The sequence below is a fragment of the Mesorhizobium sp. Root695 genome (genome assembly GCF_001428185.1).
Taxonomy (GTDB): Bacteria; Pseudomonadota; Alphaproteobacteria; order Rhizobiales; family Rhizobiaceae; genus Mesorhizobium.
In genome coordinates this window covers 1-16,394 of the sequence record NZ_LMHO01000005.1, presented here as the reverse complement: position 1 = coordinate 16,394, position 16,394 = coordinate 1, and the positions used below count along the sequence as shown (strand labels likewise).

Genomic DNA, 16,394 nt, shown 5'->3' with positions numbered 1-16,394 from the left:
GGCTGCTCGGGTAGGGCCGTCTGCCTGGCAAGATACGTCGATCGACTCCGCCGCGAGGGTGAAATCAGCCGACGGGGCGCGCAAAGTACATGAAAGAGCCGCCAGGCAGAGGCTAGCGAAAGCGAGCCGGGAACATTATTTCCTGCCGATGCGTTCATGATCTTGCAAGGGACGATTTTCTTCTGGAGGCTGAACATGCGCAGCTTCGAAATCATCGATCTGCTTTACGTGGTCGAGGCCTGCAAGCACGATCGATCGGTCGGGAATTTCGTGTCCATGGCTGAAAGCGTGGAAGAATTGCGGGTACTGACCGGCGATTTCGTCTCGTCGGATGACGTAGTAGCAAACGCCATCGCAACGGTAGCGCTTGCGCGAGGCTGCTCGGTTTTGTTCGACGAACAGGCAGGCGCTGAAATGTCTCTAGCGCCTTAAGCTGGAGCGGGTAGAGGGAATCGAACCCTCGCGTTCAGCTTGGGAAGCTGACAAGCTACCATTACATCATACCCGCGTGAGCCCTCGATACCATGATGGCCCGGCTTCGGGCAATCGTCAAAGCGGCGCCCGTGCCTGCGCCAGGCAGGATCAGGCGCCGGGGAGGTAGATCACCGCGTAGTCGTCCGCATAGGCCCGCTTCCAGCCCAACTGGTCGAAGAAGGGGATGCGGCTGTCGCCGGCCGACAGCAGCGCCCAGCCGATTGCGTATTTCTTCAGCCGGGCTTCGAGGAGCGGTTTGCCGTCGCTGTGCCCCGTCTCGTCATCGGTTTTTGTGAAACCGCCCAGAAACAGCTGGTCCGTCCGTCCATCGATATAGGTCTTGATCCCGTGGAAGATCAGCGTGCCGCCGAAATTGTAGGAATTCAGCACATTGCCGGACAGATGATGGCTTTCGGCGAACGCCAGCGCCCCGCTGGCCGATGTCTTCGGGCTCGGAGCGACCTGATAGGCGCTGCCGAGCACGGCGACCGCGCCGATCACCAAAACGACCGCCGCGCCGCAGATCGCGTAGAACCGCCTGGCGAAGAATTTTTCCGGTCCGTCGCGCTTTTCCGCCAGCCATGCGATGGCTGAAAGTGAGGGGTATTGCAGCGCGACCTCGACCGCGATCACCAAGGGGACCAGCAGGAAGAACAGATACATGAAACGCAGATGGGCGAGATAGACATGCAAGGTGAAGACGACGAACAACGCCTTGGCCCAGCCAATTCGCAACCGGGACACCAGAAGCCCGAAAAGTCCCAGCAGCATCGCCACTTCCTGGACGGGGTTATCCGGCTGATTGAATGCTTTCCATTCCATGATCAGCGGCACAGCCTCATTGCCGTAGGCCACGGTCAGGGTCGCCAGGATGGCCTGGACGCCATAGGGGTGGATCAGGCTCACCAGCGGGCAAAGCAGACCGAATGCGACCCATTTCGCCAGGACGGCGGGTTTTGACAGGCCGGTGCGCGCCAGCAGATCCAGACCGGCGAAAGCCGCGATAACGAAGCTCAAGGTGAAGGTGGCGTGCAGGTTCGCCCACAACACGACCAGCACGAGCAGCCACCAGGGCGGCGCCCGTTCTTCCCGTGCCGCACGAAAGAGCATCTCCGTCCAGATGACGATGATCGGGAACGTGAAGACATGCGGACGCGCCGTGAAGATCGGGTTGATCAGGAACACCACGGCGAAAGCCAGTGTAATCGCCAGGATCGGCTTCAGCCATGCGCTGAGAAACCACCCCATCAGGAAAACCGTCAGGGAAATCGAGGTGATGATCACAGTGACCACCCCGTTCCAGCCTCCTGTCCGGTAGGCAAGAGCCAGCAGAACCTGCCCCAGCCATTCCTTGGCAATCCATGGCTGACCGGCAAACGTGTAGGAATAAGGGTCGACCGTCGGAAATGTCCGGTTTGCCAGGAAATCCAACCCGACCTTGACTTGCCACCAGCTGTCGGGATCCTGCAGGGTGGCACCGGCCTGGGCAGCCAGTGCCCCCGCCATCGCCAAGGCCGCGAGCAGGCAGAAGACCAGCCGGGTGCGCTGTGCGTCCTCGATCGACAGCGTGGCCGTCAAGATTGCCTCGGTCTGGTTCATGTCGCGGCTCCAGGTCACTTCGCGTTCATTCCGGTCAAGGAATCGGGATCATCGGGGCCGCCGACGAACACGAAACGAGCCGAGCCGACATAGAAGATGACCGAGTAAAGGCAGTTTCCCGCCAGATGGACAAACGGGTTTTCGATGTAGCCGGCAGACATGGCGGTGACCACGACGCCCAGGTTGGCACCGTAGGCGATAAGGAAGGTGATCGCGTATCGCACGATCGCGCCTGGGCGAAAGCCACCGGCACGGCTGAACGTCCATTGGCGGTTGAGGAAGAAACCGAGGGTGAGGCCGGCGGCATAGCCCGCCGCGTTGGAGGCGATATCGCCGAGGCCCAGCGCCAGCCCTACCAGAATGAGCGTATATCCGAGCGCCGTGTTGAGGAGCCCGACGGCACCAAATCGCAGCATCCGCGAGAAATCAGACGGAAGAGCCGATCGCATCCTGCCCATGCCGTTCCCGCTACGCCCGGTCGACCTTCGCCTCAACCACGCGCGGCCCTCTTTGCCATCTCCTGCAGGCGATGGACGGGCAGTTCCTTGTCCCCGGTTGCCTGGCTGCGCGAAACGATCTCGTTGACGAAGTAGAGCGGCCGCCGCTTTGTCTCCATGTACATGCGCCCGAGATACTCGCCGAAGATGCCAAGCACCATAAGCTGGACGCTGCCGAGGATCAGCACGATCGCGGCAAGGCTGGTCCAGCCGGGTAAGACGTTTCCAACCGACCACTCGAACAGGGTGTAGCCGAGCACGACCAGCCCCAGAAGCCCGAACGTCATTCCGAGCAGCGAGGCGAACCGCAAGGGTACGATGGAGAAGCTGGTCATCGCATCGACCGCCAGAAGAACCATTTTCTTCAGGGGATAGTGCGTGGTGCCGGCAAAGCGCCGGTGCCGTTCATAGGGGAGAGCCACCTGTTTCAGCCCGATCCAGCTCACCATGCCGCGAATGAACCTGTAGCGTTCGGGCATCTCGTTCAGATGGTCGAGCGCGCGGCGGCTCATCAGCCGGAAATCACCGGTATTCGGGGCTATGTCGACGTCGACCAGCCGGCGCAGCAAGCGGTAGAACATCGAGGCGGAAGCGAGCTTGAACCAGCTTTCGCCGTCGCGCGTCAGCCTCTGGCCGTAAACGACATCGAAGCCTTCGTTCATCTTCGTCATCATCGCGCCGAGCAGTTCAGGCGGATCCTGCAGATCGGCATCGAGAATGAGAATGCGCTGGCCGCGACAGAATTCGAGCCCCGCGCTCAACGCGATCTGGTGGCCGTAATTGCGGGCAAGATCGATAGCGACGATATGGTCGTCCTTTTCGGCCAGCTGGAAAATGGCCTCGCGCGTGCCGTCCGTCGCGCCATCGATGACAAGGACGATCTCGTAGGAAGGACCCTGTTCCAGGCATGCGGCCGTCACCCGCCGATGCAGTTCGGCCACCCCGCCCAGCTCATTGTAGCATGGGACGACCACCGACAGCATGACGGCGCGTCGCGCGGTGTTTTTCTCCGTCTCCACCAAAAGCCTTGCTCCCGCTATTCGATTGGAAATAGCGGCAATTGGTTAGAAAACAGATAAGCCAGCGGGATCGGCCGCGGTCGTCGGCCCGCGGTCCGCTATGCGCTTGGGCCTGCTTGTGGCCACGCCATGCAATCGCTCGGTGGAGGCCTTCGGCATCCAGCAAACTGTCGGCTTGAAGCCGGCAACCCAAGTGCGTATGTCTGGGCCGTCGCCCTCGAGTCTGGGTACCTCAATCTGGAGACGGGCCTTGTCCGCACTGACGCGCTTTCTCGGCGACTCGCCGCTCAAGGTGATCCTGAAACTGCTGGTCGTGTCTTTCCTCGTCGGCCTGGTCATGAATGCCTTCGGCTGGTCGCCGATGGATGTGTTCTACGGCATCCAGAAGTTCTTCATTGACCTGTGGAATCTGGGCTTCCACGCCATCGACCGTTTCCTTGGCTATATCTTGCTGGGCGCGGCCATCGTCGTGCCGGCTTTCATCCTGCTCAGGATCGCCAACTACCGCAAGTAGCTATCGGGCGTGGCCCGAGGCCACCTCGAACAGGATGGCATGGCGCGCGGCAAGCGCGGGCACGTCCGTGGAATAACCACCGCCGATGACGCCGCAGACCGGAATGCCCTGCGTGCGAAAGTGGCGGATGACCGTTTCGTCGCGGGTGCGCAGGCCGTCATCCGATAGTGAGAGCCTGCCAAGCCGGTCCTCGGCATGGACGTCGACGCCGGCATTGTAGAACACGATGTCCCAATGGGCTTGGGCGGACAGGTCCGGCAGGATCGCGGCGAGCCTCTCCATGTAAGCGGCGTCACCCGTGCCATCGGGCAGCGCGACATCGAGGTCGGAGGCGATCTTGCGCACGGGGTAGTTGCGGTCGCCATGCATGGAAAAGGTGAACACGCGCGGATCATCAGCGAGAATATCCGCCGTGCCGTCGCCCTGATGCACGTCGAGATCGACGACCAGGATGTTTTGTGCCGAGCCTTCCGCGAGCAAGACCAGCGCGGCGACGGCGACATCGTTGAAGGTGCAGAAGCCCGCACCTTGCGCGCGCCGGGCATGATGGCTGCCGCCGGCGGTGTTGCACGCAATGCCGTGGCGCAAGGCAAGCCGCGCCGCCAGCACCGTGCCGCCGGTGGCAAACTGCGCGCGCAGCGAGACGCGGGGCTCGATCGGAAAACCGATCTCTCGCTCGATCCTTTCGGGCACGCAGCAGCTGATGACCTGGTCGACATAGTCCGCCGCATGGGCAAGGCTCAGCCATGACGCCGGCGCCGGCTCGGCGGTGTTGAGCGTGTCGGGGCCGGCAAGTCCGCGTGCGCGCAACGCGTCCATCAGCAGCGGATATTTGCTCATCGGAAAGCGATGGTTGGTGGGGAAGCCGGCGTCGTAGTCGGGATGATGGACGATCTGCAAGGGCATGAACTGGATCCGACGGCCTCGCGCCAGACCGGGGATTTCGGTTGGCCGTCACGGGATGAGTGATTGCGCGGTGGCCGGAAAATGGGGCACACCGGCTGTTCGATCAAGCCGCAAACAGCAAGGCAGCAATCCTTTGAACAAGGGTGCAATCCCAGCCGACGCCAGATCCTTTGTCGTCACCAACCGTTCCGTGCTCACCATCGCGGTGCCGATGACGCTTGCCTATCTGACGACGCCGATGCTCGGCCTGGTCGATACGGCTGTCGTTGGCCAGTTCGGCGATGCCGCCCTGCTCGGCGGCCTGGCGGCGGGGGCACTGATCTTCGACGTCGTCTTCACCACCTTCAATTTCCTGCGCTCAGGCACCACCGGGCTCGTCGCCCAAGCGTTCGGGCGCGGCGACGCCCTGGAGGAACAGGCGGTGTTCTGGCGCGCCGTGCTGATCGCGGTCGTCGCCGGCATCGTGCTCGCGGCGCTTGCGCCGCTGGTCGCCATTGCCGGGCAGAAGTTCATGGGCGCCGAACCGCGCGTCAGCGAGGCTATGGGCGTCTACATCAGGATCAGGCTGCTCGCTGCACCCTTTTCGCTGATCAACTACGCCATCCTTGGCTACGTTCTGGGGCGCGGCGAGGGCGGGCTCGGGCTGATGCTGCAGCTGGTGCTGAACGGCATCAACATCGCGCTCTGCTTTCTGCTTGGCCTAAAGCTTGGCTGGGGCGTCGCCGGCGTCGCCTGGGCAACCGTCACCGGCGAATTCCTTGCCATGCTGCTCGGCCTGGCGATCGTGATCCGCCGGTTCCGGGCGGCCCCGTCCTTGCCGCGCCATAGGCTGCTCGACATGGCCGCCTTCCTGCGCATGCTGTCGCTCAACCGCGACATCATGATCCGCTCGTTCTCGCTGCTCGCCGCCTTCGCGCTGTTCACCCGCCAGGGCGCGCAGTTCGGCACGGTGACGCTGGCCGCCAACGCCGTGCTGATGAATTTCTTTCTCGTCGCCGGCTATTTCCTCGACGGCTTCGCCACCGCCGCCGAACAGCTGGCGGGCCGTGCCGTCGGTGCGCGTGCCGCCGCACCGTTCCGGCAGGCGATACGGCTGACGCTGTTCTGGGGTTTTGGGCTGGCGGGGGCCGCCACCCTCGTGCTGCTGCTGGGCGGCGCCGGTCTGGTCGCCCTCGTGACGACGTCGCAGGAGGTCCGCTCGGTGGCCGACATCTACCTGCCGTGGGCGGCATTCACCGCGCTGAGCGGTGTGCTGGCGTTCCAGATGGATGGCGTCTTCATCGGCGCCACTTGGTCGCGCGATATGCGCAACATGATGCTTTTGTCGTTCCTCGCCTTCAGCGCCGCGCTGCTCACTTTGGCGCCCGCTTTCGGCAACAATGGTCTGTGGGCGGCGCTACACGTCTTCCTGCTGGTGCGAGGCTTCAGCCTGCTCACCATTCTGCGGCTGCGGATGCAAACGGCGTTCAGCTAAGCGGCCTCATTGCCCATCGATCGAGATGGCTGTCGCGCAGCTCGCGAATGGATCTGAGCCGTTCCGTGTCGGCAAAGCGTGCCATCCCGGCGACAATCCGGCCCGGCAGTGCCGGTCCGGCATAGATCATGCTGGTGTAGAGCTGGATGAGATCAGCGCCCGCGCGGATCTTTTCCAGTGCCGTGTCGGTGGAGTCGACGCCGCCGACGCCGATGATGGCGCGGTCCGGGCCAAGCAGCTTGCGCATCTTCGCCAGCACGATGGTTGAGCGTTCGAACAAGGGCTTGCCCGAGAGCCCGCCGGTCTCGCGCGCGGTGCTGCCGCTGCGCAGCGGCGGTCGGGAGATGGTGGTGTTGGAGACGATGACACCCTCGATCCGCTTCTCGGTGACCTCGGCGGCGATGTCCTCCAGCTCCGCCTCGACCAGATCCGGCGCGATCTTGAGGAAGACGGGCAGCTGTGCCGTTGTCGTGGCGCGCGCGGCCATGACACGCGACAAAAGTTCGCCAAGCTGCTCGCGCGCCTGCATGTTGCGCAGGCCCGGCGTGTTGGGCGAGGAGATATTGACGGTGAGATAGCTGGCGTATTGCGCAAACCGGGCGACACCGCGCTCATAGTCGCCGATGCGGTCGCTGCTGTCCTTGTTGGCGCCGATATTGACGCCGATGATGCCGGAGCGCCCCTTGCGTGCGGCCAGGCGCTTTTCGGCGGCCGCATGGCCTTCATTGTTGAAGCCCAGCCGGTTGATCACCGCTTCATCCGCCGTCAGCCGGAAAATGCGCGGCTTCGGATTGCCGGCCTGCGGCAGCGGCGTGATCGTGCCGACCTCGGCAAAGCCGAAACCAAGGCCAAGCAAAGCGTCGGGCACTTCGGCATTCTTGTCGTAGCCCGCCGCCATGCCGAGCGGGTTCGGAAACTCGAGGCCGCTGACCGTCACCTTAAGCCGTGCGTCGAACGTTTTCCGCGCGCCGACCGGCAGGCCGCATCGCAGCGCCGCGATCGACATGCCATGGGCGGTTTCCGGATCGAATGTGAACAGCAGCTTCTGGCCAAGCCGGTCGAGCACGCTCATTGCCCCTCCAGTGCGGGGAACTGGTGCACCCCATCGGCGCCAAGCGGCAGCGGTCGGACCCACAGCACCGCTTTCAGGTCCAGCACGCCATAGAGATGCGGAAACAGCGCGCCGCCGCGCGAGACCTCGTATTTCAGCGCGGCGCCCAGGCTGGTCCCGTCGATGGCGACCAACAGAAGGCCGGTCTGGCCGGCAAAGTGCTTTGCCGCGGTTTCCTTGACCTGCGCCGCCGTGGAGAAATGGATGAAGCCGTCGACGACATCAATCGGCGCACCGGTGAAGCGGCCATGTGTTTCGGCCTCGCGCCAAGGCGCTTGCGGGGTTATCTTGTAGATAATCTGAGACATGGTTGCGCTATAGTCCGAACCAGCCACGCGGGAAAGGTCACGCCAAGGGTCTTCCCCATTTCCGGCGCAAACATGCGATATTTCAGGCCTTGGCCATGGAGGACAACATGCGTCTGCAGCACATCTTGATCCCCGCCGCGCTCGTTTCGCTGGTCGCGGCTTCAGCCTATTCGGAAGAAACCGACCGCTATCGGCTGGAAAAGTCTGATAACGGCTATGTCCGGATGGATACGCAGACCGGCGCCATGTCGATCTGCGAGGAACGCTCCGGCCAACTCGTCTGCAAGATGGCGGCCGACGAACGCGCCGCTTTCCAGGATGAGGTCGACCGCCTCCAGACCTCGATGAAGGCAATGGACGAGCGCGTCACCAAGCTCGAGAATTCGCTCTCCGCCCGCCTTGAATCGAAATTGCCGAGCGAGGAGGATTTCAACAAGACCATGAGCTACATGGAGCGGTTCTTGCGTGGCTTCATGGGCATCGTCAAGGATATGGACAAGGACAACGGCGCCCAGCTCAATTCGCAGAAGACCTGAGCACCCAAAGTAGGGAAAACGCGGCGCGCTGGCTTTGCCGCTTGAAAACAGCGCGCAGCCCCTCATAATCGTCCAACTGATCCCGAAAAGAGCAAAAATCATCGGGGGATTCGGGGAGGGACATTTGCCGGCCGGCTATTCTTTCGTCATCGCCGACGATCACCCGCTGTTTCGCGGTGCGCTACGCGAAGCGCTCGCCGGCATCGGCAATGTCGCCGCCATCCACGAGGCCGGCGATTTCGAGAGCGCCAAGGCGCTGGTCGTGGCCAACGAGGATATCGATCTGGTGCTGCTCGACCTGTCGATGCCGGGCGCCAGCGGGCTCTCCGGCCTGATCTCGCTGCGTGGCATCCATCCGGCGGTGCCGCTGGTCGTGGTGTCGGCGCATGACGATCCGGCGACCATCAGGCGGGCGCTCGATCTCGGCGCTTCTGGCTTCATCTCCAAATCGGCCAGCATGGAGGAGATCCGCAGCGCCGTGCAGTCGGTGCTTGCCGGCGACATTGCAGCACCGGTCGGCGTCGATCTCGGCGTCGAACGCGATCCCGAAATATCCGACCTGATCAAGCGCCTGCAGGCGTTGACGCCGCAGCAGACCCGCGTGCTCGGCATGCTGGCCGAAGGCCTGCTCAACAAGCAGATCGCCTATGAACTCGGCGTCTCCGAGGCCACCATAAAGGCGCATGTCTCCGCCATCCTGCAGAAGCTCGGCGTCGACAGCCGCACCCAGGCGGTGATCCTCCTGTCCAAGATCGGCAGCGACCCGTTGCGGGCAGCGGATTGAACTCTATTCGGCCGCCGATGCCAGCGGCCTGACCCTGGCCATCATCGAGCGCAGCACCGCTGGTTTGAGTGGCTTGTTGATCACCGCGATCTCGAGCCCGCCCGCGGCCGTGCGCACCTCGTTGGAGCGGTCGGCGGTGACCAGCACGGCTGGCAGATTGTCGCCATGGATCGCGCGCAGCCTGACGATGAGTTCGAGACCGGTTTCGCCGTCGAGATGATAGTCGGCAAGGACGATGTCCGGGCGATGCATCGCGCCACTCTCCAGATCCCTTGAGCCGGACACGGTGTCGACATCGCAGCCCCAGCCTTCGAGCAGGAGCCGCATGCCTTCGAGGATACGGGTGTCGTTGTCGATGCACAGCACGTGCAGCCCGGCCAGCGAGGCGGTCGCGCGGGCCGGAGTTTTGGTTTCGATCTCGCGCCGCGGCTCCTGTACTGCCGCGACCGGCAGGATGACGGAAAAGCGCGTGCCCTTGCCCGGATTGGAAAAGATCCGGATCTCCAGGCGCAACACCCGGGCGATGCGGTCGACGATGGAGAGGCCGAGACCGAGGCCCTCGGCCTCGCGCGCACCTTCGTCCAGCCGGGTGAATTCGTGAAAGACTGTGTTCAGCTTGTCGCCGGCGATGCCGATGCCGGTGTCGATCACCTGGATCTCGGCCAGTTCGCCGCGCCGCCTGACGCCAACCAGCACGCGGCCGTGGCGCGTGTATTTGATGGCGTTGGAGACGAGGTTCTGGATCAGGCGCCGCAACAGGTTGCGGTCGGTCGTCACCGTCAGCGATGACGGCATGATCGTCAGCTCGAGTTTCTTTTCGGCGGCCAGCGGCCGGAAGTCGTTGCCGATCTGGCGCAGCAGTCCGTCGAGATTGAAGGCGGTATCGTCCGGCTTCATCGCGCCGGCGTCGAGGCGGGAGATGTCGAGCACGGCGCCGAGAATGGTCTCGACCGATTCCAGCGAGGATTCGATGTTGACCGCCGCCTTGCCGGCGGGCCCCTTGCCGGCTTTCTCGATCAGCGACGAGCAATAGAGCCTGGCAGCGTTCAGCGGCTGCAGGATGTCGTGGCCGGCGGCGGCGAGGAACCGCGTCTTGCCGAGATTGGCCTCCTCGGCCAGCATCTGCGCCTGCGCCAGTTCCTCGTTGACGCGGGTCAGCTCGATGGTGCGAGTCTTGACGCGCTGCTCCAGCGATTCATTGGCCCGCTTCAGCGCCAGGTCCTGCTCGACGCGTCCGGAAATGTCGGCATAGGTGGCGACGATGCCGCCGTCTGGCATCGGGTTGGACCGCAGTTCCAGGATGCGTCCGCTGGTCTTCAGCTCCATCTGCCATGGGCTGACGAAGCTGGTCAGCCGGTTGAGCATGGCCACGCGCTGCTCCGCCGGAATGTCGCCGCGCTCCGAGAGATGGCGCAGGATGCTGTCGAGCGAGACGCCGACCTGGCCCATCTCGTCGGGCAGGTCGAACAGGGCCCGGTACTGGCGGTTCCAGCAGATCAGGCGGAAATCGCGATCAAAGACGGTGATGCCTTGCTCCATCTGGTCGAGCGCGATCTGCAGCAGGTCGCGGTTGTGCTGCAGCGCCTCGGTGGCGTCGTCGAGCAAGCGGAAGGCATCCCTGGATTCGCGGTCATGGCGCCGAAACAGCAGCGACAGGATCAACCGCGCCGAAGACGAACCGACGGCGCTGGCCAGCAATTGCTCGGAAAAGCGGATGACGTCCATGCTCGCCTGCTCGTTGCCGTGCAGCGAGGTGCCGTTGGTCTTTTCGAAAGACTGGAAAGAGCGCTCGGTGCGCTCGACGCCGAGATAGCGCCCGATCGTGTCCTTGAGGTCGTTGACGGTGATGGCGGTTCGGAAGCGGCGCAGGCTGGGCATCGGGCCGGCATCGCGCGGCACGAAGATCGACGCCTGGATGCGCTCCAACGGCACCGATGCGCGGGAGAGGGAACCGAGCACAAAGAACACCGCGTTGATCGACAGGCTCCACAACACGCCGTGGTTCAGCGGTTCGGCGGCGGTGCCGAACAGAGCCTGCGGCCGCAATGCCTCGAAGCCGAACAGCCCGTGCACGATGATTTCGGTATCGGGGGCGGCAAGCGATGGAAACAGCAGCGTGTAACCCCAGACGAGGATGCCGGCGACCATGCCGAGTGCTGCGCCCCGGCCATTGGCGCCGCGCCAGATCAGCCCGCCGATCAGGGCGGGCGCGAACTGCGCGATGGCGGCGAACGACATCAGGCCGATCGACGACAGGCGCGCGCTGTTGGTGCTCTCGCGGTAATAGAGGAAGGCGATGAACAAAAGGATGAAGATCGCTCCTCGCCGCACATTGAGGATGAGCGTCGACCAGTCTTGGTTCTCGGATGTCGAGGTCTTGAGCAGGCGGCGCACGAACAGCGGAATGACGAGGTCGTTGGAGATCATGATCGACAGCGCCACGCTCTCGACGATCACCATCGCCGTCGCCGCCGACAGCCCGCCGATGAAAGCCGCCATCGCCAGCACATCATGACCGCTGAACAAGGGCAGCGACAGCACGTAGAGATCGCTGCTGGTTCCGGTGCCGACCAGCGACAGGCCGGCAAAGGCGATCGGCAGCACGAACAGGTTGATCGCCACGAGGTAGAGCGGAAACACCCATGTCGCGGTGCGCAGTTCGGCCTCGCCACGGTTCTCGACGATGGTGACATAGAACTGCCGCGGCAGCATGATGATGGCAAAGCCGCTGAGGCCGGTCAGCACCAGCCAGGTGGCGAGCGAGGTGTTGTAGCTCATCGCCTGCCGAACCTGTGCGTTCTGGGCGAGATTGTCGAACATGTCGCTCGGTCCGCCAAAGATCAGGAAGGTGACCATCAGGCCGATGGCCAGGAAGGCGGCAAGCTTGACCATGGTTTCGACGGCCACCGCCAGCACCAGCCCGTCCTGGTGTTCGGTGGCGTCGGCGTGGCGTGTGCCGAACAGCACCGCAAACAGCGCCAGCAGCATGGCGACGACCAGCGAGATGTCGCTGACGAAGGGATCGAAGGAGGGCGGCGATCCCGTATAGTGCTCGACCATCAGGCTGACCGAACCGGAGATCGCCTTCAACTGCAGCGCGATATAGGGCACCGCGCCAATGGTGGCGATGAGCGTGGCGATCGCCGCCACAGTGAAGCTCTTGCCGTAGCGTGCGCCGAGGAAGTCGGCGATCGAGGTGATCTTCTCGGTCTTGGCCAACCGCACGATGCGGTTGAGCAGCGGAAAGCCGAACACGAAGACCAGCACCGGGCCGGTATAGATGCCGAGGAATTCGAGGCCGCGCTCGGAAGAGAGGCCGACCGAGCCGAAGAAGGTCCAGGACGTGCAGTAGATCGCGAGACTGAGCGCGTAGATGAAGGGCCGCCCTCGGCTCGGCTCGGAAATAGCCGAGCGGCGGTCGCCCAGGCTGGCGATGGCGAACAGCAGCGTCACATAGGCGATCGCGATGATGACGATGAACAAGCCCTGCACGCCGGCAGTATCCTCCCTGTGCCGAATTTCAACCCGGCTTGTCCAGACGCAATCACAGCTTGGCTTCCGAGTCCATCACGGCTTTGGGCGCATGAAGGCCGCGAATTCTGATGCATGTCGCCCAAAAGTGCGCAGCGGTTTTGGGGCAACGACATGCGCAAAACAAAAGACCCAAAGCGCGGCGCGTAAATCCGTTTCAGCGTGAAGCACTTTGGGGACTGCCGCCAGGTAAGGAGAAACCGGTCGCTTTCTCCTTTTTGCCGATGTTGCAACCGCAGGTTTCTGTTATGTTGCCTCAGGTCGATTGCCCGCAAGGACGGAAGCGGCAGTTCGGCCGGTCATGACAAGGAGGGTCGAATGCTGAAAGAATTCCAGGAATTCATTTCCAAGGGCAATGTGATGGACCTTGCGGTCGGCGTCATCATCGGCGCGGCCTTCGGCAAGATCGTCGATTCCCTTGTCAATGACATCATCATGCCGATCGTCGGCGCGATTTTCGGCGGCTTGGACTTCAACAACTATTTCCTGGGGCTCTCCTCGGCCGTCAACGCCACCTCGCTGGCGGACGCCAAAAAGCAAGGCGCTGTTTTCGCGTATGGCAGCTTCATCACTGTCGCGTTGAACTTCCTTATTCTCGCTTTCATCATCTTCCTGATGGTCAAGGCGGTGAACAATATGCGCAAGCGGCTTGAACGCGAGAAGCCGGCTGCACCAGCCGCTCCGCCGCCCGCCGACGTCGCGTTGCTCACGGAAATTCGCGACTTGCTCGCCAAGAGATAGACAGATCAGGTTCTTCTGGACCAAAACCCCGGTCGTTCGCGGCCGGGGTTTTCTGTTTTCGCATCTGGTAAGGAGCGCGGATCAATGCCCGAGATCGGAACGGACCGCCCATGACTTTGATCGACAGCTTGCGCGCCGAAGCCCGCGCCGCGCCCGAAAGCGGCATTGTCGCCGTCGTCAATTACGGCCGCCTGCGCGAAGGCATGATCCCGCTCTGGGCCGGCGAGGGCGACTTGCCGACGCCTTCGTTCATCACCGATGCCGCGTCGAAGGCGCTGGCCAGCGGCGAGACGTTCTACACCTGGCAGAAGGGCATCCCCGATCTCAGGCAAGCGCTTTCCCGCTACTATGCCAGGCATTTCGGCAAGACGTTTCCCGAGGAGCAATTCATCGTCACCGGTTCCGGCATGCATGCCATCCAACTGGCGCTCGACGCGCTCGCCGGTGCCGGCGACGAGGTTGTCTATCTGTCGCCGGCCTGGCCGAATTTCGATGCCGCAGCAGGGATATCGGGAGCCGTTCCGGTGGCGGTCACGCTCGATCATTCCGGCAATGGCTGGTCCTGTGACGTCGAGAAGATCGCGGCGGCGATCACGCCGCGTACAAAAGCGCTGTTTATCAACACGCCGTCGAACCCGACTGGCTGGACCGCCGATCACGAGACCTTGCAGGCGATTCTCGATCTTGCGCGTGCGAAGAACCTCTGGATCATCGCCGACGAGATCTATTCGCTGTTCCACTACAGCCATGGCCGTGCGCCGTCCTTCCTCGACATCGCCATGGCGGAAGACCGCATCCTGTTCGTCAATAGTTTTTCCAAGAACTGGGCGATGACTGGCTGGCGCGTCGGCTGGATCAAGACCCACCCCGCCCTGCAGCAGGTGTTTGAGAACCTGATCCAGTATTCCAACTCCGGCGTCGCCCAGTTCATGCAGCGCGGCGCCGTCGCCGCCCTTGATGAGGGTGACGCCTTCGTTGCCGAACAAGTGGAGCGGGCGCGCAAGGCACGCGATCTGGTCTGCGGCATTCTCGGCGCCACAGGCCGCGCCCGGTTCACCGTGCCGCAAGGTGCATTCTATCTTTTCTTCACCGTCGACGGCATTACCGATTCACGCACTGCCGCCTTCGACATCGTCGACAAGGCCAATGTCGGCCTGGCGCCCGGCACCGCCTTCGGTCCTGGCGGCGAAGCCTTCCTTAGGCTGTGCTTCCATCGCCGGCTCGACCAGATAGAGGAAGCGGCGCACCGGCTGGCGAAATGGATGAAGAATGTCTGAGCCGCTGACGAAGCCCGAATTGAAAATCGCTCCGGCGAGTCAGCAGGCGTGGTTTCGAGAACCGAAGCGCAGCGGAAATTCAGGTCCGTGAGCACCGGAAGCGCAGAAACCTACGTCAGATGGGCGTCGGAGTAGATTTTCAAACGGGCTTCAGCCGCCTGACTTAGGCACCAGCAGGGGAATGATCCGGTCGCTCTTGGCGACGGATGGCCGACCGGCGGAGCCATAGGGAATGCCGAGTGCATCCCAGGTCTCGACCAGCGCATCCTGCAACTCGGCGATCAGTGCATCGGAGTGGAACGGCGTCGGCGTGATGCGCAGCCGCTCGGTGCCGCGCGGCACCGTCGGGTGGCACCAGCAGGGGAATGATCCGGTCGCTCTTGGCGACGGATGGCCGACCGGCGGAGCCATAGGGAATGCCGAGTGCATCCCAGGTCTCGACCAGCGCGTCCTGCAACTCGGCGATCAGTGCATCGGAGTGGAACGGCGTCGGCGTGATGCGCAGCCGCTCGGTGCCGCGCGGCACCGTCGGGTAGTTGATCGGCTGGATGTAGATGCCGTGCACGCCGAGCAGGCGGTCGCTGGCCATCTTGCAGGCCTCCGGATCGCCGACCAGCAGCGGCACGATGTGGGTCGGCGAGTCCATCACGGGCAGGCCGGCGGCCGAAAGTATCTGCTTGGTTCGCGTCACCTGCTGCTGCTGGGCATCGCGCTCGGCCTGCGAGCGCTTGAGATGGCGGATCGACGCGGTGGTGGCGGCGGCAATCGCCGGCGGCAGCGCCGTGGTGAAGATGAAACCCGGCGCATAGGAGCGCACGGCGTCGATGACTGCGCTGGTGCCGGTGATGTATCCGCCCAGCGTGCCGAACGCCTTGGCCAGCGTGCCCTCGATGATGTCGATACGGTCGGCCAGGCCCTCGCGCTCGGTGATGCCGCCACCGCGCGGCCCGTACATGCCGACGGCATGGACCTCGTCGATATAGGTCATGGCGTTGTAGCGTTCAGCGAGCTCGACGATCTGCCTGATCGGCGCGATGTCGCCATCCATCGAATAGACGCTTTCGAAGACGATCAGCTTGGCGCGTTCACGGCCCGCCGCCTGCAGCAGGCTTTCCAGATGCGCGACATCATTGTGGCGGAAGATCTTCTTCTCGGCGCCCGAGCGCCGCACGCCTTCGATCATCGAGGCGTGGTTCAATTCGTCCGAGATGATCAGGCAGTTGGGCAAAAGCCGCGCGATGGTCGAGATCGAGGCTTCGTTGGAGACAAAGCCGGAGGTGAAGACGAGTGCCGCTTCCTTGTCGTGCAGATCGGCAAGCTCGAGTTCGAGCTCGACCAGCGGGTTGCTGGTGCCGGAAATGTTGCGGGTGCCGCCGGCGCCCGAACCCATCTTGCCGGCCGCATTCTGGAACGCGGCGATGACGTCGGGATGCTGGCCCATGCCGAGATAATCGTTGGAGCACCAGACGGTGATTTCCTCGGCGCGGCCGTTGGAACGCCAGATGGCGCGCGGAAACTTGCCCGCGATGCGCTCGAGGTCGGCGAAAACGCGATAGCGACGCTCGGCATGGAGCTGGTCGATCGCTTCCTCGAAGAACCGCTGATAATTCATGTCGACTTCCC

At 63.3% G+C, this 16,394-nt stretch carries 14 protein-coding genes, 1 tRNA gene and 2 pseudogenes; 7 read left to right on the top strand and 10 right to left on the bottom strand.

Annotation, left to right across the window (positions count from 1 at the left end):
* The first annotated feature begins 195 nt into the window (after nucleotides 1–195).
* Nucleotides 196–432 carry a hypothetical protein gene (locus tag ASD99_RS06905; protein WP_057143178.1) on the top strand — a complete coding sequence of 79 codons (237 nt, stop codon included), beginning with the start codon at nucleotides 196–198 and terminating at the stop codon, nucleotides 430–432.
* 2 nt (nucleotides 433–434) lie between these two features.
* Here the strand turns inward: ASD99_RS06905 and ASD99_RS06900 are convergent.
* The 4 genes from ASD99_RS06900 to ASD99_RS06885 all read right to left on the bottom strand — a co-directional run bounded on the left by ASD99_RS06900 (nucleotide 435) and on the right by ASD99_RS06885 (nucleotide 3,553).
* Nucleotides 435–508: transfer RNA gene (locus ASD99_RS06900), tRNA-Gly, on the bottom strand.
* Nucleotides 509–582: 74 nt separating this feature from the next.
* Nucleotides 583–2,073, bottom strand: coding sequence for a hypothetical protein (locus ASD99_RS06895; protein ID WP_057143110.1), 1,491 nt, complete (start codon nucleotides 2,071–2,073; stop codon nucleotides 583–585).
* 14 nt (nucleotides 2,074–2,087) lie between these two features.
* Nucleotides 2,088–2,489 (bottom strand): GtrA family protein, encoded by a 402-nt coding sequence (locus tag ASD99_RS06890; RefSeq protein ID WP_244497647.1) that lies wholly within the window; start codon nucleotides 2,487–2,489, stop codon nucleotides 2,088–2,090.
* A 74-nt stretch (nucleotides 2,490–2,563) separates the two neighbouring features.
* The gene (locus tag ASD99_RS06885) at nucleotides 2,564–3,553 is read right to left on the bottom strand and encodes a glycosyltransferase family 2 protein (RefSeq protein WP_200950972.1); all 990 of its coding nucleotides are present in this window, start codon (nucleotides 3,551–3,553) and stop codon (nucleotides 2,564–2,566) included.
* Nucleotides 3,554–3,839: 286 nt separating this feature from the next.
* Here ASD99_RS06885 and ASD99_RS06880 point away from each other — a divergent pair, with 286 nt between their 5' ends.
* Complete coding sequence (locus ASD99_RS06880) at nucleotides 3,840–4,103, top strand: DUF6460 domain-containing protein (protein WP_056588280.1); 264 nt, start codon at nucleotides 3,840–3,842, stop codon at nucleotides 4,101–4,103.
* Here the strand turns inward: ASD99_RS06880 and ASD99_RS06875 are convergent, their stop codons facing one another.
* Nucleotides 4,104–5,009 (bottom strand): histone deacetylase, encoded by a 906-nt coding sequence (locus ASD99_RS06875; protein ID WP_057143108.1) that lies wholly within the window; start codon nucleotides 5,007–5,009, stop codon nucleotides 4,104–4,106.
* A 133-nt stretch (nucleotides 5,010–5,142) separates the two neighbouring features.
* On the opposite strand from ASD99_RS06875, the gene ASD99_RS06870 reads away from it, so the two are divergent.
* Entirely contained in the window at nucleotides 5,143–6,483 is a 1,341-nt protein-coding gene (locus tag ASD99_RS06870; RefSeq protein WP_056588278.1) for an MATE family efflux transporter, read from the top strand.
* On the opposite strand, the gene ASD99_RS06865 is transcribed toward ASD99_RS06870, so the two are convergent.
* Together ASD99_RS06865 and ASD99_RS06860 are read right to left on the bottom strand one after the other, a co-directional pair.
* A complete protein-coding gene (locus ASD99_RS06865) occupies nucleotides 6,476–7,555 on the bottom strand; it encodes a quinone-dependent dihydroorotate dehydrogenase (protein WP_057143107.1) in 1,080 nt (359 codons plus the stop codon). The genes ASD99_RS06870 and ASD99_RS06865 overlap by 8 nt on opposite strands.
* Nucleotides 7,552–7,902: a DUF952 domain-containing protein gene (locus ASD99_RS06860; protein WP_057143106.1), complete on the bottom strand. Its 351-nt coding sequence runs from the start codon at nucleotides 7,900–7,902 to the stop codon at nucleotides 7,552–7,554. Before ASD99_RS06860 ends, ASD99_RS06865 begins: the two co-directional genes overlap by 4 nt.
* 107 nt (nucleotides 7,903–8,009) lie before the next feature.
* Between ASD99_RS06860 and ASD99_RS06855 the strand changes: the two genes are divergently transcribed.
* The gene (locus ASD99_RS06855; RefSeq protein WP_056588273.1) at nucleotides 8,010–8,438 is read left to right on the top strand and encodes a hypothetical protein; all 429 of its coding nucleotides are present in this window, start codon (nucleotides 8,010–8,012) and stop codon (nucleotides 8,436–8,438) included.
* A 124-nt stretch (nucleotides 8,439–8,562) separates the two neighbouring features.
* Nucleotides 8,563–9,222 (top strand): response regulator transcription factor, encoded by a 660-nt coding sequence (locus ASD99_RS06850; protein ID WP_057143105.1) that lies wholly within the window; start codon nucleotides 8,563–8,565, stop codon nucleotides 9,220–9,222.
* 3 nt (nucleotides 9,223–9,225) lie between these two features.
* Here the strand turns inward: ASD99_RS06850 and ASD99_RS06845 are convergent, their stop codons facing one another.
* Nucleotides 9,226–12,714 (bottom strand): PAS domain-containing hybrid sensor histidine kinase/response regulator, encoded by a 3,489-nt coding sequence (locus tag ASD99_RS06845; RefSeq protein ID WP_057143104.1) that lies wholly within the window; start codon nucleotides 12,712–12,714, stop codon nucleotides 9,226–9,228.
* Nucleotides 12,715–13,071: 357 nt separating this feature from the next.
* Between ASD99_RS06845 and mscL the strand changes: the two genes are divergently transcribed.
* Both mscL and ASD99_RS06835 read left to right on the top strand, forming a co-directional pair.
* Nucleotides 13,072–13,494, top strand: coding sequence for a large conductance mechanosensitive channel protein MscL (gene mscL / locus ASD99_RS06840; RefSeq protein WP_056588266.1), 423 nt, complete (start codon nucleotides 13,072–13,074; stop codon nucleotides 13,492–13,494).
* Nucleotides 13,495–13,604: 110 nt separating this feature from the next.
* Complete coding sequence (locus ASD99_RS06835; RefSeq protein ID WP_056588263.1) at nucleotides 13,605–14,771, top strand: pyridoxal phosphate-dependent aminotransferase; 1,167 nt, start codon at nucleotides 13,605–13,607, stop codon at nucleotides 14,769–14,771.
* A gap of 150 nt (nucleotides 14,772–14,921) precedes the next feature.
* Here ASD99_RS06835 and ASD99_RS35400 read toward each other — a convergent pair.
* Nucleotides 14,922–15,119, bottom strand: a pseudogene (locus tag ASD99_RS35400) (5-aminolevulinate synthase); the annotation flags it as partial.
* Nucleotides 15,112–16,383: pseudogene (gene hemA / locus ASD99_RS06830) on the bottom strand (5-aminolevulinate synthase); the annotation flags it as partial. The pseudogenes ASD99_RS35400 and hemA, both read right to left, overlap by 8 nt.
* Nucleotides 16,384–16,394: the final 11 nt, after the last annotated feature.

Excerpts from the sequence above, each read along its gene's own strand:
- ASD99_RS06905 (WP_057143178.1), top strand. The coding sequence starts at position 196 with ATGCGCAGCTTCGAAATCATCGATCTGCTTTACGTGGTCGAGGCCTGC.
- ASD99_RS06895 (WP_057143110.1), bottom strand. The coding sequence starts at position 2,073 with ATGAACCAGACCGAGGCAATCTTGACGGCCACGCTGTCGATCGAGGAC.
- ASD99_RS06890 (WP_244497647.1), bottom strand. The coding sequence starts at position 2,489 with ATGCTGCGATTTGGTGCCGTCGGGCTCCTCAACACGGCGCTCGGATAT.
- ASD99_RS06885 (WP_200950972.1), bottom strand. The coding sequence starts at position 3,553 with ATGCTGTCGGTGGTCGTCCCATGCTACAATGAGCTGGGCGGGGTGGCC.
- ASD99_RS06875 (WP_057143108.1), bottom strand. The coding sequence starts at position 5,009 with ATGCCCTTGCAGATCGTCCATCATCCCGACTACGACGCCGGCTTCCCC.
- ASD99_RS06865 (WP_057143107.1), bottom strand. The coding sequence starts at position 7,555 with ATGAGCGTGCTCGACCGGCTTGGCCAGAAGCTGCTGTTCACATTCGAT.
- ASD99_RS06860 (WP_057143106.1), bottom strand. The coding sequence starts at position 7,902 with ATGTCTCAGATTATCTACAAGATAACCCCGCAAGCGCCTTGGCGCGAG.
- ASD99_RS06855 (WP_056588273.1), top strand. The coding sequence starts at position 8,010 with ATGCGTCTGCAGCACATCTTGATCCCCGCCGCGCTCGTTTCGCTGGTC.
- mscL (WP_056588266.1), top strand. The coding sequence starts at position 13,072 with ATGCTGAAAGAATTCCAGGAATTCATTTCCAAGGGCAATGTGATGGAC.
- ASD99_RS06835 (WP_056588263.1), top strand. The coding sequence starts at position 13,605 with ATGACTTTGATCGACAGCTTGCGCGCCGAAGCCCGCGCCGCGCCCGAA.